The 16403-nt window shown below is 72.6% G+C and carries 19 protein-coding genes; 2 read left to right on the forward strand and 17 right to left on the reverse strand.

The features are described from left to right. Positions 1 to 22: 22 nt before the first annotated feature. From ACWD4P_RS31430 to leuA, 4 genes are all read right to left on the reverse strand, one after another. Complete coding sequence (locus tag ACWD4P_RS31430) at positions 23 to 856, reverse strand: isoprenyl transferase (protein WP_359823509.1); 834 nt, start codon at positions 854 to 856, stop codon at positions 23 to 25. Between the two features lie 4 nt (positions 857 to 860). After that, positions 861 to 1607 carry a DNA repair protein RecO gene (gene recO / locus ACWD4P_RS31435; RefSeq protein ID WP_359823511.1) on the reverse strand — a complete coding sequence of 249 codons (747 nt, stop codon included), beginning with the start codon at positions 1605 to 1607 and terminating at the stop codon, positions 861 to 863. A 282-nt stretch (positions 1608 to 1889) separates the two neighbouring features. Beyond that, positions 1890 to 2555, reverse strand: a complete 666-nt coding sequence (locus tag ACWD4P_RS31440) for a TerB family tellurite resistance protein (RefSeq protein WP_449781991.1) — start codon at positions 2553 to 2555, stop codon at positions 1890 to 1892. 239 nt (positions 2556 to 2794) lie between these two features. Next, on the reverse strand, positions 2795 to 4591 hold the full coding sequence (gene leuA, locus ACWD4P_RS31445) for a 2-isopropylmalate synthase (RefSeq protein WP_359823515.1): 1797 nt from the start codon (positions 4589 to 4591) through the stop codon (positions 2795 to 2797). 334 nt (positions 4592 to 4925) lie between these two features. Between leuA and ACWD4P_RS31450 the strand changes: the two genes are divergently transcribed. Both ACWD4P_RS31450 and ACWD4P_RS31455 read left to right on the forward strand, forming a co-directional pair. Further along, positions 4926 to 5948, forward strand: a complete 1023-nt coding sequence (locus ACWD4P_RS31450) for a M4 family metallopeptidase (protein WP_449781992.1) — start codon at positions 4926 to 4928, stop codon at positions 5946 to 5948. Between the two features lie 120 nt (positions 5949 to 6068). Next, on the forward strand, positions 6069 to 6335 hold the full coding sequence (locus ACWD4P_RS31455; RefSeq protein ID WP_049651101.1) for a protealysin inhibitor emfourin: 267 nt from the start codon (positions 6069 to 6071) through the stop codon (positions 6333 to 6335). A gap of 23 nt (positions 6336 to 6358) precedes the next feature. On the opposite strand, the gene ACWD4P_RS31460 is transcribed toward ACWD4P_RS31455, so the two are convergent. From ACWD4P_RS31460 to ACWD4P_RS31520, 13 genes are all read right to left on the reverse strand, one after another. Next, on the reverse strand, positions 6359 to 7063 hold the full coding sequence (locus ACWD4P_RS31460) for an alpha/beta fold hydrolase (protein ID WP_449781993.1): 705 nt from the start codon (positions 7061 to 7063) through the stop codon (positions 6359 to 6361). A 123-nt stretch (positions 7064 to 7186) separates the two neighbouring features. Then, the gene (locus tag ACWD4P_RS31465) at positions 7187 to 8167 is read right to left on the reverse strand and encodes a GTPase Era (RefSeq protein ID WP_449781994.1); all 981 of its coding nucleotides are present in this window, start codon (positions 8165 to 8167) and stop codon (positions 7187 to 7189) included. 70 nt (positions 8168 to 8237) lie between these two features. Further along, on the reverse strand, positions 8238 to 8414 hold the full coding sequence (locus tag ACWD4P_RS31470; RefSeq protein ID WP_359823525.1) for a hypothetical protein: 177 nt from the start codon (positions 8412 to 8414) through the stop codon (positions 8238 to 8240). Positions 8415 to 8565: 151 nt separating this feature from the next. After that, positions 8566 to 8919 (reverse strand): cytidine deaminase, encoded by a 354-nt coding sequence (locus ACWD4P_RS31475; protein ID WP_449781995.1) that lies wholly within the window; start codon positions 8917 to 8919, stop codon positions 8566 to 8568. 28 nt (positions 8920 to 8947) lie between these two features. Next, entirely contained in the window at positions 8948 to 9499 is a 552-nt protein-coding gene (locus tag ACWD4P_RS31480; protein WP_359823528.1) for a DUF4383 domain-containing protein, read from the reverse strand. 48 nt (positions 9500 to 9547) lie between these two features. Beyond that, positions 9548 to 9784, reverse strand: coding sequence for a hypothetical protein (locus ACWD4P_RS31485; RefSeq protein ID WP_359823531.1), 237 nt, complete (start codon positions 9782 to 9784; stop codon positions 9548 to 9550). A 33-nt stretch (positions 9785 to 9817) separates the two neighbouring features. Continuing rightward, on the reverse strand, positions 9818 to 11143 hold the full coding sequence (locus tag ACWD4P_RS31490) for a hemolysin family protein (protein WP_449781996.1): 1326 nt from the start codon (positions 11141 to 11143) through the stop codon (positions 9818 to 9820). Between the two features lie 19 nt (positions 11144 to 11162). Beyond that, positions 11163 to 11657: an rRNA maturation RNase YbeY gene (gene ybeY, locus ACWD4P_RS31495; protein WP_359823535.1), complete on the reverse strand. Its 495-nt coding sequence runs from the start codon at positions 11655 to 11657 to the stop codon at positions 11163 to 11165. A 14-nt stretch (positions 11658 to 11671) separates the two neighbouring features. Beyond that, positions 11672 to 12805 (reverse strand): PhoH family protein, encoded by a 1134-nt coding sequence (locus tag ACWD4P_RS31500; RefSeq protein WP_449781997.1) that lies wholly within the window; start codon positions 12803 to 12805, stop codon positions 11672 to 11674. Between the two features lie 179 nt (positions 12806 to 12984). Continuing rightward, the gene (locus ACWD4P_RS31505; protein WP_449781998.1) at positions 12985 to 13908 is read right to left on the reverse strand and encodes a ribonuclease Z; all 924 of its coding nucleotides are present in this window, start codon (positions 13906 to 13908) and stop codon (positions 12985 to 12987) included. Positions 13909 to 13914: 6 nt separating this feature from the next. Continuing rightward, entirely contained in the window at positions 13915 to 14268 is a 354-nt protein-coding gene (locus ACWD4P_RS31510; protein WP_359823540.1) for an HIT domain-containing protein, read from the reverse strand. 66 nt (positions 14269 to 14334) lie between these two features. After that, positions 14335 to 15072 carry an RDD family protein gene (locus ACWD4P_RS31515; RefSeq protein ID WP_449781999.1) on the reverse strand — a complete coding sequence of 246 codons (738 nt, stop codon included), beginning with the start codon at positions 15070 to 15072 and terminating at the stop codon, positions 14335 to 14337. 116 nt (positions 15073 to 15188) lie between these two features. After that, the coding region (locus tag ACWD4P_RS31520) for a PDZ domain-containing protein (RefSeq protein ID WP_449782000.1) at positions 15189 to 16403 on the reverse strand (1215 nt) is incomplete at its 5' end.

Genomic DNA, 16403 nt, shown 5'->3' on the forward strand with positions numbered 1-16403 from the left:
CGTTCCGGCGGCCGCACGCGCCTCAGCGCTGGGAGGGCACCGGCGCGCCGACCTCGTTCGGGATCGCCCCGCCGAAGCGCCGGTCACGCATCGCGTACTGCTCGCAGGCGCGCCACAGGTCGCGGCGGTCGAAGTCCGGCCAGAGCACGTCCTGGAACACGAACTCGGCGTAAGCCGACTGCCACAGCAGGAAGTTGGAGGTGCGCTGCTCGCCGCTGGGGCGCAGGAACAGGTCCACGTCCGGCATGTCCGGGTGGTACATGTACTTGGCCAGGGTCTTCTCGTTGACCTTCTTCGGGTCGAGCTTCCCGGCCGCGACGTCCTGGGCGATCGCCTGCGCCGCGTCGGCGAGTTCGGCCCGGCCGCCGTAGTTGACGCACATGTAGAGCGTGACGGCGTCGTTGCCCTTGGTCTGCTCCTCGGCGACCTGGAGCTCCTGGACGACGCTCTTCCACAGCTTGGGCATCCGGCCCGCCCAGCGGATCCGCACGCCCATCGCGTCCATCTCGTCGCGGCGGCGGGCGATGACGTCCCGGTTGAAGTTCATCAGGAACTTCACCTCCTCGGGCGACCGCTTCCAGTTCTCGGTGGAGAACGCGTACAGCGAGATGTTCTTGACCCCGAGCTCGATGGCGCCCTTGAGGACGTCCAGCACCACGGACTCGCCGACCTTGTGGCCCTCGGTGCGGGGCAGCCCGCGCTCCTTGGCCCAACGGCCGTTGCCGTCCATCACGATGGCGACGTGGTTGGGGACCAGCTCGCCGGGGAGCTTCGGGGGCTGTGCACCGCTGGGGTGCGGGGTCGGGGGGACGTACGTCCTCTGCTTGCCGCCGCCGAAGAGCCGTCGCGCTGCCATGTGCTCACTTCTCCACGTATCTCATCGAGCGGATGCCCCGCTCCAGGTGCCACTGCAGATAGGCCGCGACCAGGCCGCTGCCCTCCCGCCAGTACCGCGGCTCGCAGGCGTCGGCCGTCCGCCAGTCCCCTGACAGCAGCGCCCCGAGCAGTACCAGTGTCTCAGGGGAGGGTACGGCACATCCGGGCACTCGGCAGTCGCCGCAGAGCACCCCGCCCGCGGGGAGGGAGAAGAAACGGTTCGGTCCCTCCAGGCCGCATTTGGCGCAGTCGGTGAAGCTCGCGCCGTACCCGTTCACCGCGAGCGAGCGCAGCAGGAAGGCGTCCATCACCAGGTGCGACTCGTGCAGCCCGGCGGCCAGCGTGCGCAGCCCCCCGACCAGCAGCAGGTACTGCTGGACGGCGGGTTCGCCCTCGTTCTCGGCGAACCGCTCGGCGGTCTCCAGCATCGCGGTGCCGGCCGTGTAGCGGCCGTAGTCGGCGACGATCGGGCCGCCGTAGGGGGCGATGGTCTCCACCTGGGTGCAGAGCGGCAATCCCCGGCCGATCAGCTCACTCCCCCGGCTGAAGAACTGCACGTCCACGTGCGAGAACGGCTCCAGCCGGGCGCCGAACTTGGACTTGGTCTTCCGCACCCCGCGCGCGACCGCCCGCACCTTGCCGTGGTGGCGGGTCAGCAGGGTGATGATCCGATCGGCCTCGCCGAGCTTCTGCGCCCGCAGCACGACGCCGTCGTCCCGGAAAAGACTCATGGGGACCATTGTCCCCCACCCGTCCCCGGGGCCGGACAGCCGTGTTGCCCGCACCGGAGGCCGTGGGGGAGACCACTGCGGTGCGGGTCACGGCGGGCCCGGGTGGGGAGTCCGGGGCCCGTTGTGGGGGATTCGGAGGTGGTCGGTGGATTCCGGAGGTCCGGCGGCCCCCGAAGGCGAGGGGGCGGTCGGGTGCCGGAGGTACGGACGGTCGCGTTCCGGTGGTGCGGACGGCGTCGCGCGGTGACCGGTGCCCCGCGTGCGGCGCCCGGTCCGGCGGCGCTACTTGTACGGGGCCCTGGTCGCCGCCTCCAGCAGCGCCCCGACCCGGGACTTCGGCAGGTCCAGGCAGAGCCCGACGGCGGCCAGCGCGTCGCGCTCCTGCGGCAGGTAGCGCCCGTCCGCCAGCGCGATCGCCGCGCCCTGCAGCAGCAGCCGCTCGCGGCCGTGGTGGGCCAGGTGCGGGGCGAGCGGTTCGAGCACCGCGTGCAGTTCGACGGCCAGGCCGCCGGACAGCCCGCGGGCGTCGTGGAGTTCGTCGCCGAGCCCGGAGAGCGCGGCGAGCGCGGCCAGCACCTGGGCCTCGCCGCAGTCCTCGAACCCGGCCTCGCGCACCGCCGCGCAGGCCGCGTCGCGGGCCGCCCGGTGGGCGGTGCCGCCGGCCGCGAGCAGGGCCAGCGCGACGGTGTACTGGGCGTCCCGCAGCATCGCGCCGAGGCGCACGCAGGTGGGCTGCTCCAGGCTCTCGACGCCGTACCGGCCGTGGCAACTGGTGCACTGCACGCTGCCGATCACCGGGCCGAGCGGGAGGACCGGGGTCCCCAGCAACCGCAGCCACCGCCGGCCGTGCTGCCGGCGGTAGTTGCGGTCCCCGCCGCAGCCCGGACAGAAGAAGTCACCGAGAACGTCAGTCCGCCACCGCGGGCGAACACCCCACAACCTGGTCACGGCGCCACTCCCCAGACATGGCAGGCGGCCTGCTCGACAGTGGGCAGGTCACGCGACCGGACACCGAGGCCGTCCCACCGACCCGGCTTTCCGGTGGATCGATGTTGCCACGGTTACCGGCACGTGTCAGTACCTCGAACGGCTTCCGGCTCGAAAAAATGTGGCGCAGGCCACAACGCCAGGTGGACGCGGCGAAGGGCCGCCCCGGGGGACGGCCCTTCGCACACCACCCGTTCGAATTAGCCGCGCTGCGAGCGGTTGACGGCGCTGATCATGGCCTTCAGCGAGGCCAGCACGGTGTTGCCGTCGATGCCCACGCCCCACAGCACCTTGCCGTCCACCGCGCACTCCACGTAGGCGGCGGCCTGGGCGTCCCCGCCCTCGCTCAGCGCGTGCTCGGCGTAGTCCAGGACGCGTACGTCCACGCCGATCCGGGCCAGCGCGTCGGCGAAGGCCGAGACCGGGCCGTTGCCGGCACCGGTCAGGGTCACCGGGGCGCCGTCCACCAGGGCCTCGGCGGTCAGCGCGTCCCGGCCGTCCTCGGTGGTCAGGGTGCGCGAGCCGCTCAGCGCGATCCGGCCCCACGGGTTGTCGGTGGTCGGCAGGTACTCGTCCTCGAAGACCCCCCAGATCTCGGCCGGGCTGACCTCGCCGCCCTCGGCGTCGGTCTTGGCCTGGATGATCCGGGAGAACTCGATCTGCATCCGGCGCGGCAGGTCCAGCTTGTGGTCGTTCTTCAGCACGTACGCCACGCCGCCCTTGCCGGACTGGCTGTTGACCCGGATGACCGCCTCGTAGGTGCGGCCGACGTCCTTCGGGTCGATCGGCAGGTACGGCACGCCCCAGGTGTGCTCCGCCACCGGCACGCCCGCGGCCGCGGCGTCCGCCTCCAGGACGTCGAAGCCCTTCTTGATGGCGTCCTGGTGCGAGCCGGAGAAGGAGGTGTACACCAGGTCGCCGGCGTACGGGTGGCGCGGGTGCACCTCCATCTGGTTGCAGTACTCGGCGGTGCGGCGCACCTCGTCGATGTCGGAGAAGTCGATCTGCGGGTCGATGCCCTGGGAGAACAGGTTCATCCCCAGCGTCACCAGGTCGACGTTGCCGGTCCGCTCGCCCTGCCCGAACAGGCAGCCCTCGATCCGGTCGGCGCCCGCCATGTAGGACAGCTCCGCGGAGGCGACGGCGGTGCCGCGGTCGTTGTGCGGGTGCACCGACAGGCAGACGAACTCGCGGCGGGACAGGTGGCGCGACATCCACTCGAACTGGTCGGCCTGGACGTTCGGGGTGGCCCGCTCGACGGTGGCGGGCAGGTTCAGGATGATCTCGCGGCCCTCGCCCGGCTGCCAGACGTCCATGACGGCCTCGCAGACCTCCAGCGCGAAGTCCAGCTCGGTGTCGACGAAGATCTCCGGCGAGTACTGGTAGCCGAAGGCGGTCTCGTCGCCCAGCAGCTTCTCCGCGTACTCCATCACCAGCCGGGTGCCCTCGGTGGCGATCGCCTTGGTGGCCGCCTTGTCGTTGCGGAACACCACCCGGCGGAACAGCGGCGCGGTCGCGTTGTACAGGTGGACGGTCGCCCGCGGGGCGCCGACCAGCGACTCCACCGTCTTCTCGATCAGCTCCTCGCGGGCCTGCGTCAGCACCGAGATGGTGACGTCCTCCGGGATCGCCCCCTCCTCGATCAGCGAGCGGACGAAGGCGTGGTCGGTGGCGCCGGAGGACGGGAAGCCGACCTCGATCTCCTTGTAGCCCATCTTCACCAGCAGGTCGAACATCATCCGCTTGCGGGCCGGCGACATCGGGTCGATCAGCGCCTGGTTGCCGTCCCGCAGGTCGGTGGACAGCCAGCGCGGCGCCTTGGTGATCACCTGGTCCGGCCAGGTCCGGTCCGGCAGGTCGACGGTGCCGAACGGCAGGTAGCGCCCGTACCGCATGCCCGAGGGCCGCTGGCGCACCGAGGCGGCGGTGATCGGGGTGGGGCGGTCCACGAAGGGACGGCCGGCGGGGACGGGCGCGGCGGAGTTCTGCTCGGTCATGGAGGTGACTCGGCTTCCTGTGATGCGTGCGGGCGGGTCGGGAGGGGTCGACACCGGTCGACACCGACTGGCCGGCCTCGGCTGCGGCTCGCGATCCGCCGTCGGATCGCGTTGCGCGCACAGCTCGTTCCCCGCGGCGAGGGTGCCGGCCCGGTGGACTACAGGCCCTCGACGCGGCAGCTAAGAAGAAGCAGCCCGTTGCGCATGATGGCCCCAGCGTAACCCAGCGCCGCGCGCCCCCGAAGTGATCCGGGCTTCCGTTCCACTCCTTGAGACGCGACCGATCCCGTCAAAGGTGGTGACAATAGGTCATCAAGGCCTCACTCTGGGCCACATGACCGCAGCAGTACCGATCTGCACGATCGTCCCGCCGTACGTCCTGGACCGCCTCGCCGAGGCCGGTCACGAACCCGCCGTCCACTCCCTGGCCCTCGACGCCGCGCACCGCGCGGCCCGGCTCTCCCCGCCCGCGCCCGTCGCCGCCGTCGCGGGCCTCGACCGGGTGGTGTACGACAGCGGCCACGGCCAGCGGCTGCCCGGGCGCACCGTGCGCACCGAGGGACAGGGCGCGTCCTCCGACGGCTCCGTCAACCACGCCTACGACGGCCTCGGCGCCACCTTCGCGCTCTACGCCGACGTCTTCGGGCGGCACTCGATCGACGACCGGAACCTGCGGCTGGACGCCAGCGTCCACTACGGCCGCAACTACGACAACGCCTTCTGGAACGGCCACCAGATGGTGTTCGGCGACGGCGACAACGTGGTGTTCGGCGACTTCACCGCCTGCATCGACGTCATCGGCCACGAACTCACCCACGGCGTCACCCAGTTCACCGCCGGCCTGGACTACCAGGACCAGCCCGGCGCGCTCAACGAGTCGGTCTCCGACGTCTTCGGCTCGCTGGTCAAGCAGTACTCGCTGCACCAGGGCGCCGCCGACGCCGACTGGCTGATCGGCGCCGGGCTGCTCGCCCCCGGCGTCCAGGGCGTGGCGCTGCGCTCCATGAAGGCGCCCGGCACCGCCTACGACGACCCGCAGCTGGGCAAGGACCCGCAGCCCGCGCACATGCGGGACTACGTGAACACCTCCCAGGACAACGGCGGGGTGCACGTCAACTCCGGCATCCCCAACCACGCGTTCTACCTGCTGGCCACCGCGCTCGGCGGTTCGGCCTGGGAGCGCGCGGGGCGGATCTGGTACGACGCGCTGACCGGGCGCACGCTGCCCTCCGACGCCGACTTCACCGCCTTCGCCCGGGCCACCGTGGCCGCCGCCAAGGCCCGTTACCCCGACGACCGCTCGGTCGCGGACACCGTCACGGCCTCCTGGGCGCAGGTCGGGATCAGCCCGGGGTGACGGCAGGCCGGACCACCGGGGCGCACCTGAAGGGTGGTTGAGACCGGGTTGAGGCGGGCTTAAGGTCACGGTCCGGGAAAAGCCCGGCAAACCCCCTCCCTGCGTAGCACCATGGACACCATGCGTATCCAGGTGACCCGGACCGGCGGCTTCGCGGGGATCGTCCGCCAGGCGGAGATCGACACCGCCGACCGCACGGACGCCCCGCACGTGCACGCACTCGCCCGCGAGGCCGTCGCGGGCGGGCTGCGCGCGCCCTCCTACGGGGTGCCGGACGGCTTCCACTACGAGATCACCGTCGACGGCCGGTCGGTGTACTGCGCCGACCCGAAGCTCACCGACTCGCAACGGGAGCTGGTCTCCCTGGTGCTGCGCGAGGGCGCCTAGGAAGCGCGCCCCCGCGCCGGGGGTCAGAGCCAGCCGTCGAGCGCGGCCAGGAAGCCGGCCGGGTCGTCCCGGTGGACGGTGTGGCCCGTGCCGGGGACGGTGCGCACCTCGAAGCCCCGGGCGCGCAGTGCCTCGGCGCTCGCCACGTCGATCAGCACGCTGCGGCCGGCCAGCACCACCAGCGAGGGCACCGCGGGCCGGGCCGGCAGGTCGGTGCGCCCGTCGGCCATGCCCCACGCCGAGTCCTCGTCCCAGACGGCGGCGGCGGCGATCTCGTCGTCCACGTCGGCCGGCTCCCACGTCGGGCTGAGCCCGACGATCTGCTCCCGGGTGAGGTCCCGCAGCTGGACCATCAGCCGCGGGTCCACCCCGACCTGGGCGAACCGCCAGGCCGGGTCGACGTACACCGCGCGGGCCGGCTTCAGCCGCTCCACCGCGCCCGCCAGCGCTATGCCGCCCAGCGAGTGGCCGATCGCCAGCTCCGGACCGGCCGGCAGGGTGTCCAACAGGTCCTCGGCGTACGCCTCCAGCGGGTAGCGCTCCGCCGGGCTCGCCCCGGTGCCGCGCGGGCTGCGCCCGTGCCCGCGCAGGTCGACGGCGATCACGCGGTAGCCCCGTTCGGCCAGCGCCGGGCCGACCAGCCGCCAGGTGCGGTGGTCGGACATGATGCCGTGCACCAGCACGGCCAGCCGGTCCCCGTCGCCCCACTCCCGGGTGTGCAACTCCATCGCGGTGTGCCCCTTCTGACGTCGCGTACGGCCGGGCCACGGCGAGGGCCCGCCCGGACGCACAACGTCCGGACGGGCCCCGATCCTCCCGACCGATCGAACTCCCTCGCGGGGAGCCCGGGTTCAGAATCCCAGCTTGCGCAGCTGCTTGGGGTCGCGCTGCCAGTCCTTGGCGACCTTGACGTGCAGGTCCAGGTAGACCGGCGTGCCCAGCAGCGCCTCGATGTGCTTGCGGGCGGTGGTGCCGACGTGCTTGAGCCGCGAGCCCTTGGCGCCGATCACGATCGCCTTCTGGCTCTGCCGCTCGATGTAGACGTTGGCGTGGATGTCCAGCAGCGGGCGGTCCGCCGGGCGGCCCTCGCGCGGGAGCATCTCCTCGACCACCACGGCCAGCGAGTGCGGCAGTTCGTCGCGCACGCCCTCCAGCGCGGCCTCGCGGATCAGCTCGGCGACCATGATCTGCTCGGGCTCGTCGGTGAGGTCGCCCTCCGGGTAGAGCTGGTCGCCCTCCGGCAGCAGCTTGGTGAGCAGGTCGGCGACCAGCTCCACCTGGCCGGCCCTTCGCCCACCACCACCCTTGTCCGAGGGACTGCGTCCCACTGCCTGATCGCCCACCGCCGAGACCGGGATGATCTCGGCCCACTCGAAGCCCAGCTCGATGCCGAGCTGGTGGATGGCGATCAGCTGCTCGGCGAGGCGCTTGGAGTCGACCAGGTCGGTCTTGGTGACGATGGCGACCTTCGGGGTCTTCTTGATCCCGGCGATCTCCTTGGCGATGAACTTGTCGCCGGGGCCGATCTTCTGGTCGGCGGGGAGGCAGAAACCGATCACGTCGACCTCGGCCCAGGTGGTGCGGACCAGGTCGTTGAGGCGCTCGCCGAGCAGGGTGCGCGGCTTGTGCAGACCGGGGGTGTCGACCAGCACGAGCTGGGCGTCCGGGCGGTGCACGATGCCGCGCACGGTGTGCCGGGTGGTCTGCGGGCGGTCGGAGGTGATCGCGACCTTCGTCCCCACCAGGGCGTTGGTCAGGGTCGACTTGCCCGCGTTGGGCCGGCCGACGAAGCACGCGAACCCGGAGCGGTACGAGGAGGAAGGGGCATTCATGGGCTCCATTCTCCCTGATCACCGGAGCCCCGCCGTCCGGGCCCGCCCCCGGGGGTGTCCGGGGGCGCGCTCAACCCTTCTTTCCGCCCTTCCCGCCCTTGCCGCCGGTGGGGATCAGCGAGAACACCACCAGTACCAGCAGGAAGGCGAGCGAGCCGTACAGCCAGAGGTCCGACCCGGTCTCCTGCCACTTGCCCAGCCCCATCACGAACACCAGCAGCCCGGCGAAGAACGCCACCGCCCCCATGCCCCAGTCCCCTCACCGAGTCCACTCCCCCGGTGAGATTATCCGCCTGAGGCGGGCCGGGACCATGGTCGCTGGTACGGGGCCCGCACGGGCCCCGCCCAGGGCTCGCGCAGGCCCCGTACGGACCTCCCGACGGGCCTCCCGACGGGCCTCAGCGGGCCTCGGCGGACACCCGCAGCGTCCCGTCCGGCCCGGCCAGCAGCACCGGCGTGCCGGCCCCGCCCAGGTCCCGCACGGCCGCCAGGTCGGCCTCGGCCGGCTGCTCCGCCTCGCTCACCACGGCCGCCGCCTCCAGCGACCTGGCGCCGCTGGCCACGGCCATCGCCACCGCCGCCTGGAGGGCGCTCAGCCGCAGCGACTCCAGCGCGACCGTGCCGGCCACGTAGGTGCGCCCGGTCTCGTCACGCACCGCGGCCCCCTCGGCCACGCCGTTGCGGGCGCGGGCCGAGCGGGCCAGGGTGATGATCTTCTTGTCTTCGGGGTCGAGCTCGACGATGTCACTCATGCCGCCGAGCATAGGCACCCGGCGCCGGTCAGTGGCCGACCGGGTGGGTCCGCCCCGGGTTCGGGCGGAGGACCTTCACCACGGTCTTCGCGGCACCGGACGGCAGGCCCTCCTCGTGCCCGATCCGCTCGCGCCAGAACGGGTTGTCGTGCGGCAGGTGACCGCTCACCCGCCCGTACATCCCGAAGGTCGTCAGGACGATCCCGAAGACGAACGCGAACAGCACGTTGGACATCCGGAAGTTCAGGATGTTCGCGTCCGGCCGGCCGAGCACCGTCAGCCCGTAGAAGCCGGACAGCACGAACAGCACGCCCACCACCATGTTGAGGTTCGACGCGAAGTTCCCGCCGATCACCGCCCCGACCACCAGGACCGCGCCCGCCACGATGGACAGGATGCTCAGCGCCCCGTTGGTCGACAGCCCGGCGATCCGGTCCCCGTGGGTGGCCAGGAAGCCGGGGTGGTCGGCCAGCCCCAGGCACCCGAACACGATCAGGAAGATCCCCCCGAGCCCCGCCCCGATCCGCCACACCATGGCGAGCCGGCTGTCGACGGGCTTCAGCGTGTCTTGCAGCTTCATGGCGACCTCCAGAGCTCGGCCATGCTCAAGCTGTGCCTAGGGCGCGCCCTAGCTGTAGGGATGGCTCCCCTGCATGTGCGGCACCTCGTGGATGTAGAGCGAGCCGCACTGCTGGCAGCCGCGCAACCCGGTGCCCCACTCCTCCTCGGGGCGCGTCTCGGCGTCGTCGGACATGGTCCGGCCGCAGAGCGCCGCCGACGGGTCCTCGTCCCGCACCACGTGCCAGGACTTGACTCCGCCCGCCGCCCCCTGCGGGCCGTACTCCGCGCGAAGTTTGTGCGTCATGCCCTCCATGGTCGCTCGGCGACCGCCCACCCGCTACTCGCCCGCCGGCTCCTCGCCGCCCTCGGCCCGGCGGACCGGGGAGGCCACCATGGAACCGATCCGGTTGCGGCGGCCCGCCGAGGACTCGGCGGTCAGCAGGATCCCGGTCAGCCCGCCCTCGACCGGCTCGGGCAGCGGGATCTCGCAGGAGGAACCGGGGATCGGCACCCGGCCCAGGTGCTTGGCCAGCAGGCCGCCGACGGTCTCGACGTCCTCGTCCTCCAGCTCGATGCCGAACAGCTCGCCCAGGTCCTCCACCAGCAGCCGGGCGGTGATCCGGTACGAGCCGTCGCCGAGGTCCTCCACCGGGGCGATCTCCCGGTCGTACTCGTCGGTGATCTCGCCGACGATCTCCTCCAGGATGTCCTCGATGGTCACCAGGCCGGCCGTGCCGCCGTACTCGTCGATCACGATCGCCACGTGCGAGCGCCGCTGCTGCATCTCGCGCAGCAGGTCGCCGGCCGCCTTGGAGTCCGGGACGAAGACGGCCGGGCGCATCACCGCGCCGACCTCCTCGGACTCCGCCTCCCGGTTGATGTGGGTGCGCCGCACGAGGTCCTTGAGGTAGACGATGCCGACCACGTCGTCCTCGTTGTCGCCGACCACCGGGATGCGCGAGAAGCCCGAGCGCAGCGCCAGGGTGAGCGCCTGCCGGACGGTCTTGTGCCGCTCGATCATCACCAGGTCGGTGCGCGGCACCATCACCTCGCGCACGATGGTGTCGCCCAGCTCGAAGACCGAGTGCACCATCCGGCGCTCCTCGTCCTCGATCAGGTCGTCCTTCTCGGCGAGGTCCACCAGCGCCCGCAGCTCGGCCTCGGAGGCGAACGGGCCCTCCCGGTAGCCCTTGCCCGGGGTCAGCGCGTTGCCCAGCAGGATCAGCAGCCGCGGGATCGGGCCCAGCACCGCGGCCAGCGGCAGCAGCACGAAGGAGGCCGCCGTCGCGGTGGTGAGCGGGTGCTGGCGCCCGATCGTGCGCGGCGAGACCCCCACCGCGACGAACGACACCAGCACCATCACGCCGAACGCCAGCAGCACGGCCTGCCAGGTGGGCGTCAGGTTGCGCACGCACACCACGGTGACCAGGACGGCCGCCGCCATCTCGCTGGCCACCCGGATCAGGGTCGCCAGGTTGAGGTAGCGGATCGGGTCGGAGGCGACGGTCAGCAGCCGCGCGGAACCGCGCCGGCCGCTGCGCACCGCCTCCTCCGCCCGGAACCGGGAGACCCGGGAGATGCCCGCCTCGGCGCACGCGGCCAGCCAGCCGAGCACGACGAGCAGCACGGCACCGAGGATGAAGCTCGTACTCTCACCACTCACAGGGGTTCGGGCTCCGCGCTCAGTGGGTGGTGGGCGCCGGGGAGATGCCACCGAGGCCCCGGCCCGCCCGCCAGTCGTCCAGGATGCGCTTCTGGAGGGCGAACATCTCCTCCTCTTCCTCCGGCTCCTCGTGGTCGTAGCCGAGGACGTGCAGCACGCCGTGCACGGTGAGCAGCTGCAGCTCCTCGTCCATCGAGTGCTTGGAGGGGGCCGCCAGGCCCTGCTGCTGGGCGACCTCGGGGCAGAGCACGATGTCGCCGAGCAGGCCCTGCGGCAGCTCCTCGCCCTCCTTGCCGGGACGCAGCTCGTCCATCGGGAAGGACATCACGTCGGTGGGCCCCGGGAGGTCCATCCACTGGATGTGCAGCTCCTCCATCGCCGCACTGTCCACCAGGATCACGGACAGTTCTGACTGCGGGTGGATCCGCATCTTGTCCAGTGCGAAGCGGGCGACGTCGAGGATGGCTTCCTCGTCGGCGTCCCAACCGGACTCGTTGGCGATGTCGATCGACATGACGGGCTGTGTGCTCAGCTTTCGGTGCGATGGGACTGTCGGGGTGCGCGGGGCGCGGTGGTCTTGCCGGGGCGCCGCTGGGCGGGCTTGCGGGCCGCCGGGGAGGCGTCCTCGGCCTCCTGGCGGGCGTCCCAGCGCTCGTAGGCGTCCACGATCCGGCCGACCAGCTTGTGGCGGACCACGTCGGTGCTGGTGAGGACGGAGAAGTGGATGTCGGGCACGTCGGCCAGGATCTCCTGGACGACCTTGAGACCGCTGCGGGTGCCGCCCGGGAGGTCGATCTGGCTGGTGTCGCCGGTGACCACCACCCGGGAGTTGAACCCGAGGCGGGTGAGGAACATCTTCATCTGCTCGGGCGAGGTGTTCTGGGCCTCGTCCAGGATGATGAAGGCGTCGTTGAGGGTACGGCCGCGCATGTACGCGAGCGGGGCGACCTCGATGGTGCCGGCCGCCATCAGGCGCGGGATGGAGTCCGGGTCCATCATGTCGTGCAGCGCGTCGTACAGCGGGCGCAGGTACGGGTCGATCTTCTCGTAGAGGGTGCCGGGCAGGAATCCCAGCCGCTCCCCCGCCTCGACCGCCGGGCGGGTCAGGATGATCCGGTTGACCTCCTTGGCCTGGAGGGCCTGGACGGCCTTGGCCATCGCCAGGTAGGTCTTGCCGGTGCCGGCCGGGCCGAGGCCGAAGACGATCGTGTGCTTGTCGATCGCCTCGACGTAGCGCTGCTGGTTGAGGGTCTTCGGGCGGATCGTGCGGCCCCGGTTGGACAGGATGTTCGCGGTGAACACCTGGGAGGGCGCCGGGCTGTCCGGGTCCTGCTCCTGGCCGCGGATCATGGCGATGGAGCGCTCCACGGAGTCCTCCGTCAGGGGCTGGCCGGTGCGCAGCACCAGCATCATCTCGGTGAACAGCCGCTGGACGAGGGCGACCTCGGCCCGGGCGCCGGTGGCGGTCACCTCGTTGCCGCGGACGTGGATGTCGGCGGCGGGGAAGCCCTCCTCGATCACGCGCAGCAGCGAGTCCGCGGTGCCGAGCAGGGTGACCATCGGGTGCTTCTCGGGGATGACGATCCGGGCACTGACGCGGCCGTCGTCGGCCGGCTCGGGGCGCGACTGTCCGTTGGTACGGGTCTGCGATGTGTCACTCATAGGTCGGCGCTGGGGCCTGCCTCATCCCATCCGTGGTGTCGGGTGCCGCTCGGTGTCTCCGGGGCACCAGGGTACGCCGCGAGCGTGATCGCCGTGGCGGGCGGCGGGGCCGCACCCGACGATGCTCCGGCAGATCGAAGGGCGGCGCGAGCCCTTTTTCACGGCTTCCGCCGGGCCCGTCACGACGGGCGGCGGGCCGGGACGGGCACCCGGTCGAGGTCCGCGGCCAGCACCAGCTCCCCGTCGAAGTGCTTGCGGGCGTCGGCCAGGTGCTGGCCGAGGTCCGGGTAGCGCTGCGAGAAGTGGGTCAGCACCAGGGTGCGCGCCCCGGCCTCGGCGGCGACCTTGGCGGCCTGCCCGGCGGTGAGGTGGCCGTGCTCCTCGGCGAGCCGGGCGTCGGCGTCGGTGAAGGTCGCCTCGACGACCAGCAGGTCGGTCCCCTCGGCGAGGGCGTGCACGCCCTCGCACAGCCGGGTGTCCATCACGAAGGCGAACTTCTGGCCCGGCCGCGGCTCGCTGACCTCGCCCAGGGTGACGGTACGGCCGTCCACCTCGATCGCGCCCTCGTGCTGGAGCCGGCCGACCGCCGGGCCGCGCACGCCGAGGGCGGCCAGCCGCTCCGGCACCAGCCGGCGGCCGTCCGGCTCGGACAACCGGTAGCCGAAGGACTCCACCGGGTGGTCCAGCCGGACGGCGTCCAGCGCGAAGCGGGCGCCGGGCGCCGGCAGCGGCCCGGGCTCGTCGATCGGCCGGGGCCGCAGCACAGCCGTCTCGTGGTAGGCGGTGGAGTGCCGCAGCCGCTCGAAGTAGACCTCGCCGGAGGCCGGGAAGTAGACGTCCACCGGGTGCGGGACCCGGTCGAGGTTGATCCGCTGGATCACCCCCGCGAGGCCCAGGCAGTGGTCCCCGTGGAAGTGGGTGACGGCGATGCGGGTGATCTGGGTGGCCGTGACCCCGGCGTGCAGCATCTGGCGCTGGGTGCCCTCGCCGGGGTCGAACAGCAGGCCCTCGCCGTCCCAGCGCAGCAGGTAGCCGTTGTGGTTGCGGTGCCGGGTGGGCACCTGGCTGGCGGTGCCGAGGACGACGAGTTCGCGCTGGGACACGTGCGGTCAGACCATGCGCTCGGTCATCGGCATCCCGCCGAGGACGTGGACGTGCGCGTGGAAGACGGTCTGCCCGGCGCCCGCACCGGTGTTGAAGATCAGCCGGTAGTCCTCGATGCCCTCGTCCGCGGCCACCGCGCCCGCCTCGGCGAGCAGTTCGGCGGCGACCTCGGGCTCGGCGGCGGCCAGCGCGGCCGCGTTCGGGTGGTGCACGTGCGGGATCACCAGCACGTGCACGGGCGCCTTGGGGGCGATGTCGCGGAAGGCGAGGGTGCGCTCGGTCTTGCGCACCACGGTCGCCGGGATCTCGCCCGCCACGATCTTGCAGAACACGCAGTCGGGCTGCGGCTCGCCGGCCATGGTTCCCTCCTCGGGATCGGTACGTCGGGATCGGTACGTCGGGTGGTGGGGCCGTACGGGCGCAGCCTAGCCGAGCGGGGCGACGGCCTGCCGGTACTCCTGGAGGTGCTTCCAGCGCACCGCGCGCATGCCGACGACGTCGCCGTCGTCCGTGTCGAAGTCCTCGGTGAGGAAGGCGACCGCGAGGATGACGAAGCCGATCAGCCAACGCCTGGTGAGCCGCCAGGTGTTCGGCCGCGTCACGCCCTTGCGGCGCACCACCCGCATCGCCATGACCCCCTTGCCCACGCTGAAGCCGGTCAGCCGGGCGAGCACCACCTGGTTGAGGAAGGACGCGGCGAGGCCGACCGCCAGCAGCGCCACGAAGTACGGCACCATCGGCCCGCCGCCCTGCGCGGCGTGGCCGGCCGCGTGCGAGGCCCTCGGGCGGCTCGCGGCGTTGGCGGCGACGAAGCCGAGGCCGACCGCGAACAGCCAGTCCAGCACGATCGCCAGGAACCGCCGTCCGCCGCCCGCCTCCTTGGGGCAGGGCGGCAGTGCCCGCCGCGGCTGCCCGGGCCCCGGGTGGGGGCCCGGGTGGGGCTGGGGCGGGTACGGCTGCGGGTACGGCTGCTGCTGCGCCGGGTACCCCTGCGGCGCGTGCCCCTGGGCCGGGTACGGCTGCTGGTGCTGCGGCTGCGGGTACGGCTGTGACTGCGGGTACGGCTGCGGCGGGTACGGCTGCTGGTGCTGCGGCTGCGGCTGCGGCTGCGGCTGCGCGTATGGATTCCGGTCGTACTGCGGCGGCGGGTAGCCCTGCGCCATGTGGTGTTCCCCCGTGAACTGTGGATCAAGAAGCAGCCCCGCATCCTACCCACGCCCCCGCGCGCCGGAGCGGGAAGTCGGCCCGTCCGGCCTCCCGCTCCGCGGACCGTGCCCCGCTACGCCCAGGGCAGCGGCGGCGCCGTGCGGGCCGGGGTCCCGGCGAGCCCCGCCAGCGCGATGCGGACGCCCTCGGCCAGCTGGGGGTCCTCGCCGGCCGCCCAGTGGTGCGGGGCGAACGGCACCTCCACGTCCGGGTCGACGCCGTGGTTCTCCAGGCCCCAGCCGTAGTTCTCCATCCAGAGCGCGTACTTGGGCTGGGTGACCAGGGTGCCGTCGACCAGCCGGTAGCGGCTGTCGATGCCGATCACCCCGCCCCAGGTGCGGGTGCCGACCACCGGGCCGATCCCGAGCGCCTGCACGGCGGCGCCGATCACGTCGCCGTCCGAGCCGGTGAACTCGTCGGCGAGCGCGACCACCGGCCCGCGCGGGGCGTCCGCCGGGTAGGGCACCGGGTGGTCGGTGTCCCGGATGACGTCCCAGCCGACGATCCGGCGGGCCAGCTTCTCGATCACCAGCTGCGAGGTGTGCCCGCCCCGGTTCCCCCGGACGTCGACGACCAGGCCCTCCCGGGCCATCTCGCCGCGCAGGTCGCGGTGCAGCTGGGCCCAGCCGGCCGTCTGCATGTCGGGGATGTGCAGGTAGCCCAGCCGCCCGCCGGACAGCTCGCGCACCGCGGCCCGCCGCCCGGCCACCCAGTCGTGGTAGCGCAGCGCCTCCTCGTCGGCCAGCGGGACGACCACCGGGTGGCGCCGTTCGGTGCCGTCCTTCCCGGTCACGGTCAGCTCGACCGGCTGGCCCGCCGTGCCGGCCAGCAGCGGGGCCGGACCGGAGACCGGATCCACCGGGCGGCCGTTGACGGCGAGCACCGCGTCGCCCGGGCGGATCGCCGCGCCGGGCGCGGCCAGCGGCGAGCGGGCCCTGGGGTCGGAGGACTCCCCGGGCAGGATCCGGGCGATCCGCCACCGATCGCCGTCCCGGACCAGGTCGGCGCCGAGCAGGCCCTGGCGCCGGGCCGGCTCGGTGTACCGGCCGTACGGCATCACGTAGGCGTGCGAGGTGCCGAGTTCGCCGTGCACCTCCCAGAGCAGGTCGACCAGTTCGTCGTGCGAGCCGACCCGCTCGACCAGCGGCCGGTAGCGGTCCAGCACCCCGGTCCAGTCCACGCCGGAGAGGTCGGGGCGCCAGAAGTTGTCCCGCATCAGCCGGCCGTTCTCGGCGTACATCTGCCGCCACTCGGCGGCCGGGTCGACGGTCACCCGCAGCCGGGCGAG

It is taken from the genome of Kitasatospora sp. NPDC002543, from assembly GCF_053594915.1.

Excerpts from the sequence above, each read along its gene's own strand:
- ACWD4P_RS31430 (WP_359823509.1), bottom strand. The coding sequence starts at position 856 with ATGGCAGCGCGACGGCTCTTCGGCGGCGGCAAGCAGAGGACGTACGTC.
- recO (WP_359823511.1), bottom strand. The coding sequence starts at position 1,607 with ATGAGTCTTTTCCGGGACGACGGCGTCGTGCTGCGGGCGCAGAAGCTC.
- leuA (WP_359823515.1), bottom strand. The coding sequence starts at position 4,591 with ATGACCGAGCAGAACTCCGCCGCGCCCGTCCCCGCCGGCCGTCCCTTC.
- ACWD4P_RS31450 (WP_449781992.1), top strand. The coding sequence starts at position 4,926 with ATGACCGCAGCAGTACCGATCTGCACGATCGTCCCGCCGTACGTCCTG.
- ACWD4P_RS31455 (WP_049651101.1), top strand. The coding sequence starts at position 6,069 with ATGCGTATCCAGGTGACCCGGACCGGCGGCTTCGCGGGGATCGTCCGC.
- ACWD4P_RS31460 (WP_449781993.1), bottom strand. The coding sequence starts at position 7,063 with ATGGAGTTGCACACCCGGGAGTGGGGCGACGGGGACCGGCTGGCCGTG.
- ACWD4P_RS31465 (WP_449781994.1), bottom strand. The coding sequence starts at position 8,167 with ATGAATGCCCCTTCCTCCTCGTACCGCTCCGGGTTCGCGTGCTTCGTC.
- ACWD4P_RS31470 (WP_359823525.1), bottom strand. The coding sequence starts at position 8,414 with ATGGGGGCGGTGGCGTTCTTCGCCGGGCTGCTGGTGTTCGTGATGGGG.
- ACWD4P_RS31475 (WP_449781995.1), bottom strand. The coding sequence starts at position 8,919 with ATGAGTGACATCGTCGAGCTCGACCCCGAAGACAAGAAGATCATCACC.
- ACWD4P_RS31480 (WP_359823528.1), bottom strand. The coding sequence starts at position 9,499 with ATGAAGCTGCAAGACACGCTGAAGCCCGTCGACAGCCGGCTCGCCATG.
- ACWD4P_RS31485 (WP_359823531.1), bottom strand. The coding sequence starts at position 9,784 with ATGACGCACAAACTTCGCGCGGAGTACGGCCCGCAGGGGGCGGCGGGC.
- ybeY (WP_359823535.1), bottom strand. The coding sequence starts at position 11,657 with ATGTCGATCGACATCGCCAACGAGTCCGGTTGGGACGCCGACGAGGAA.
- ACWD4P_RS31500 (WP_449781997.1), bottom strand. The coding sequence starts at position 12,805 with ATGAGTGACACATCGCAGACCCGTACCAACGGACAGTCGCGCCCCGAG.
- ACWD4P_RS31510 (WP_359823540.1), bottom strand. The coding sequence starts at position 14,268 with ATGGCCGGCGAGCCGCAGCCCGACTGCGTGTTCTGCAAGATCGTGGCG.
- ACWD4P_RS31515 (WP_449781999.1), bottom strand. The coding sequence starts at position 15,072 with ATGGCGCAGGGCTACCCGCCGCCGCAGTACGACCGGAATCCATACGCG.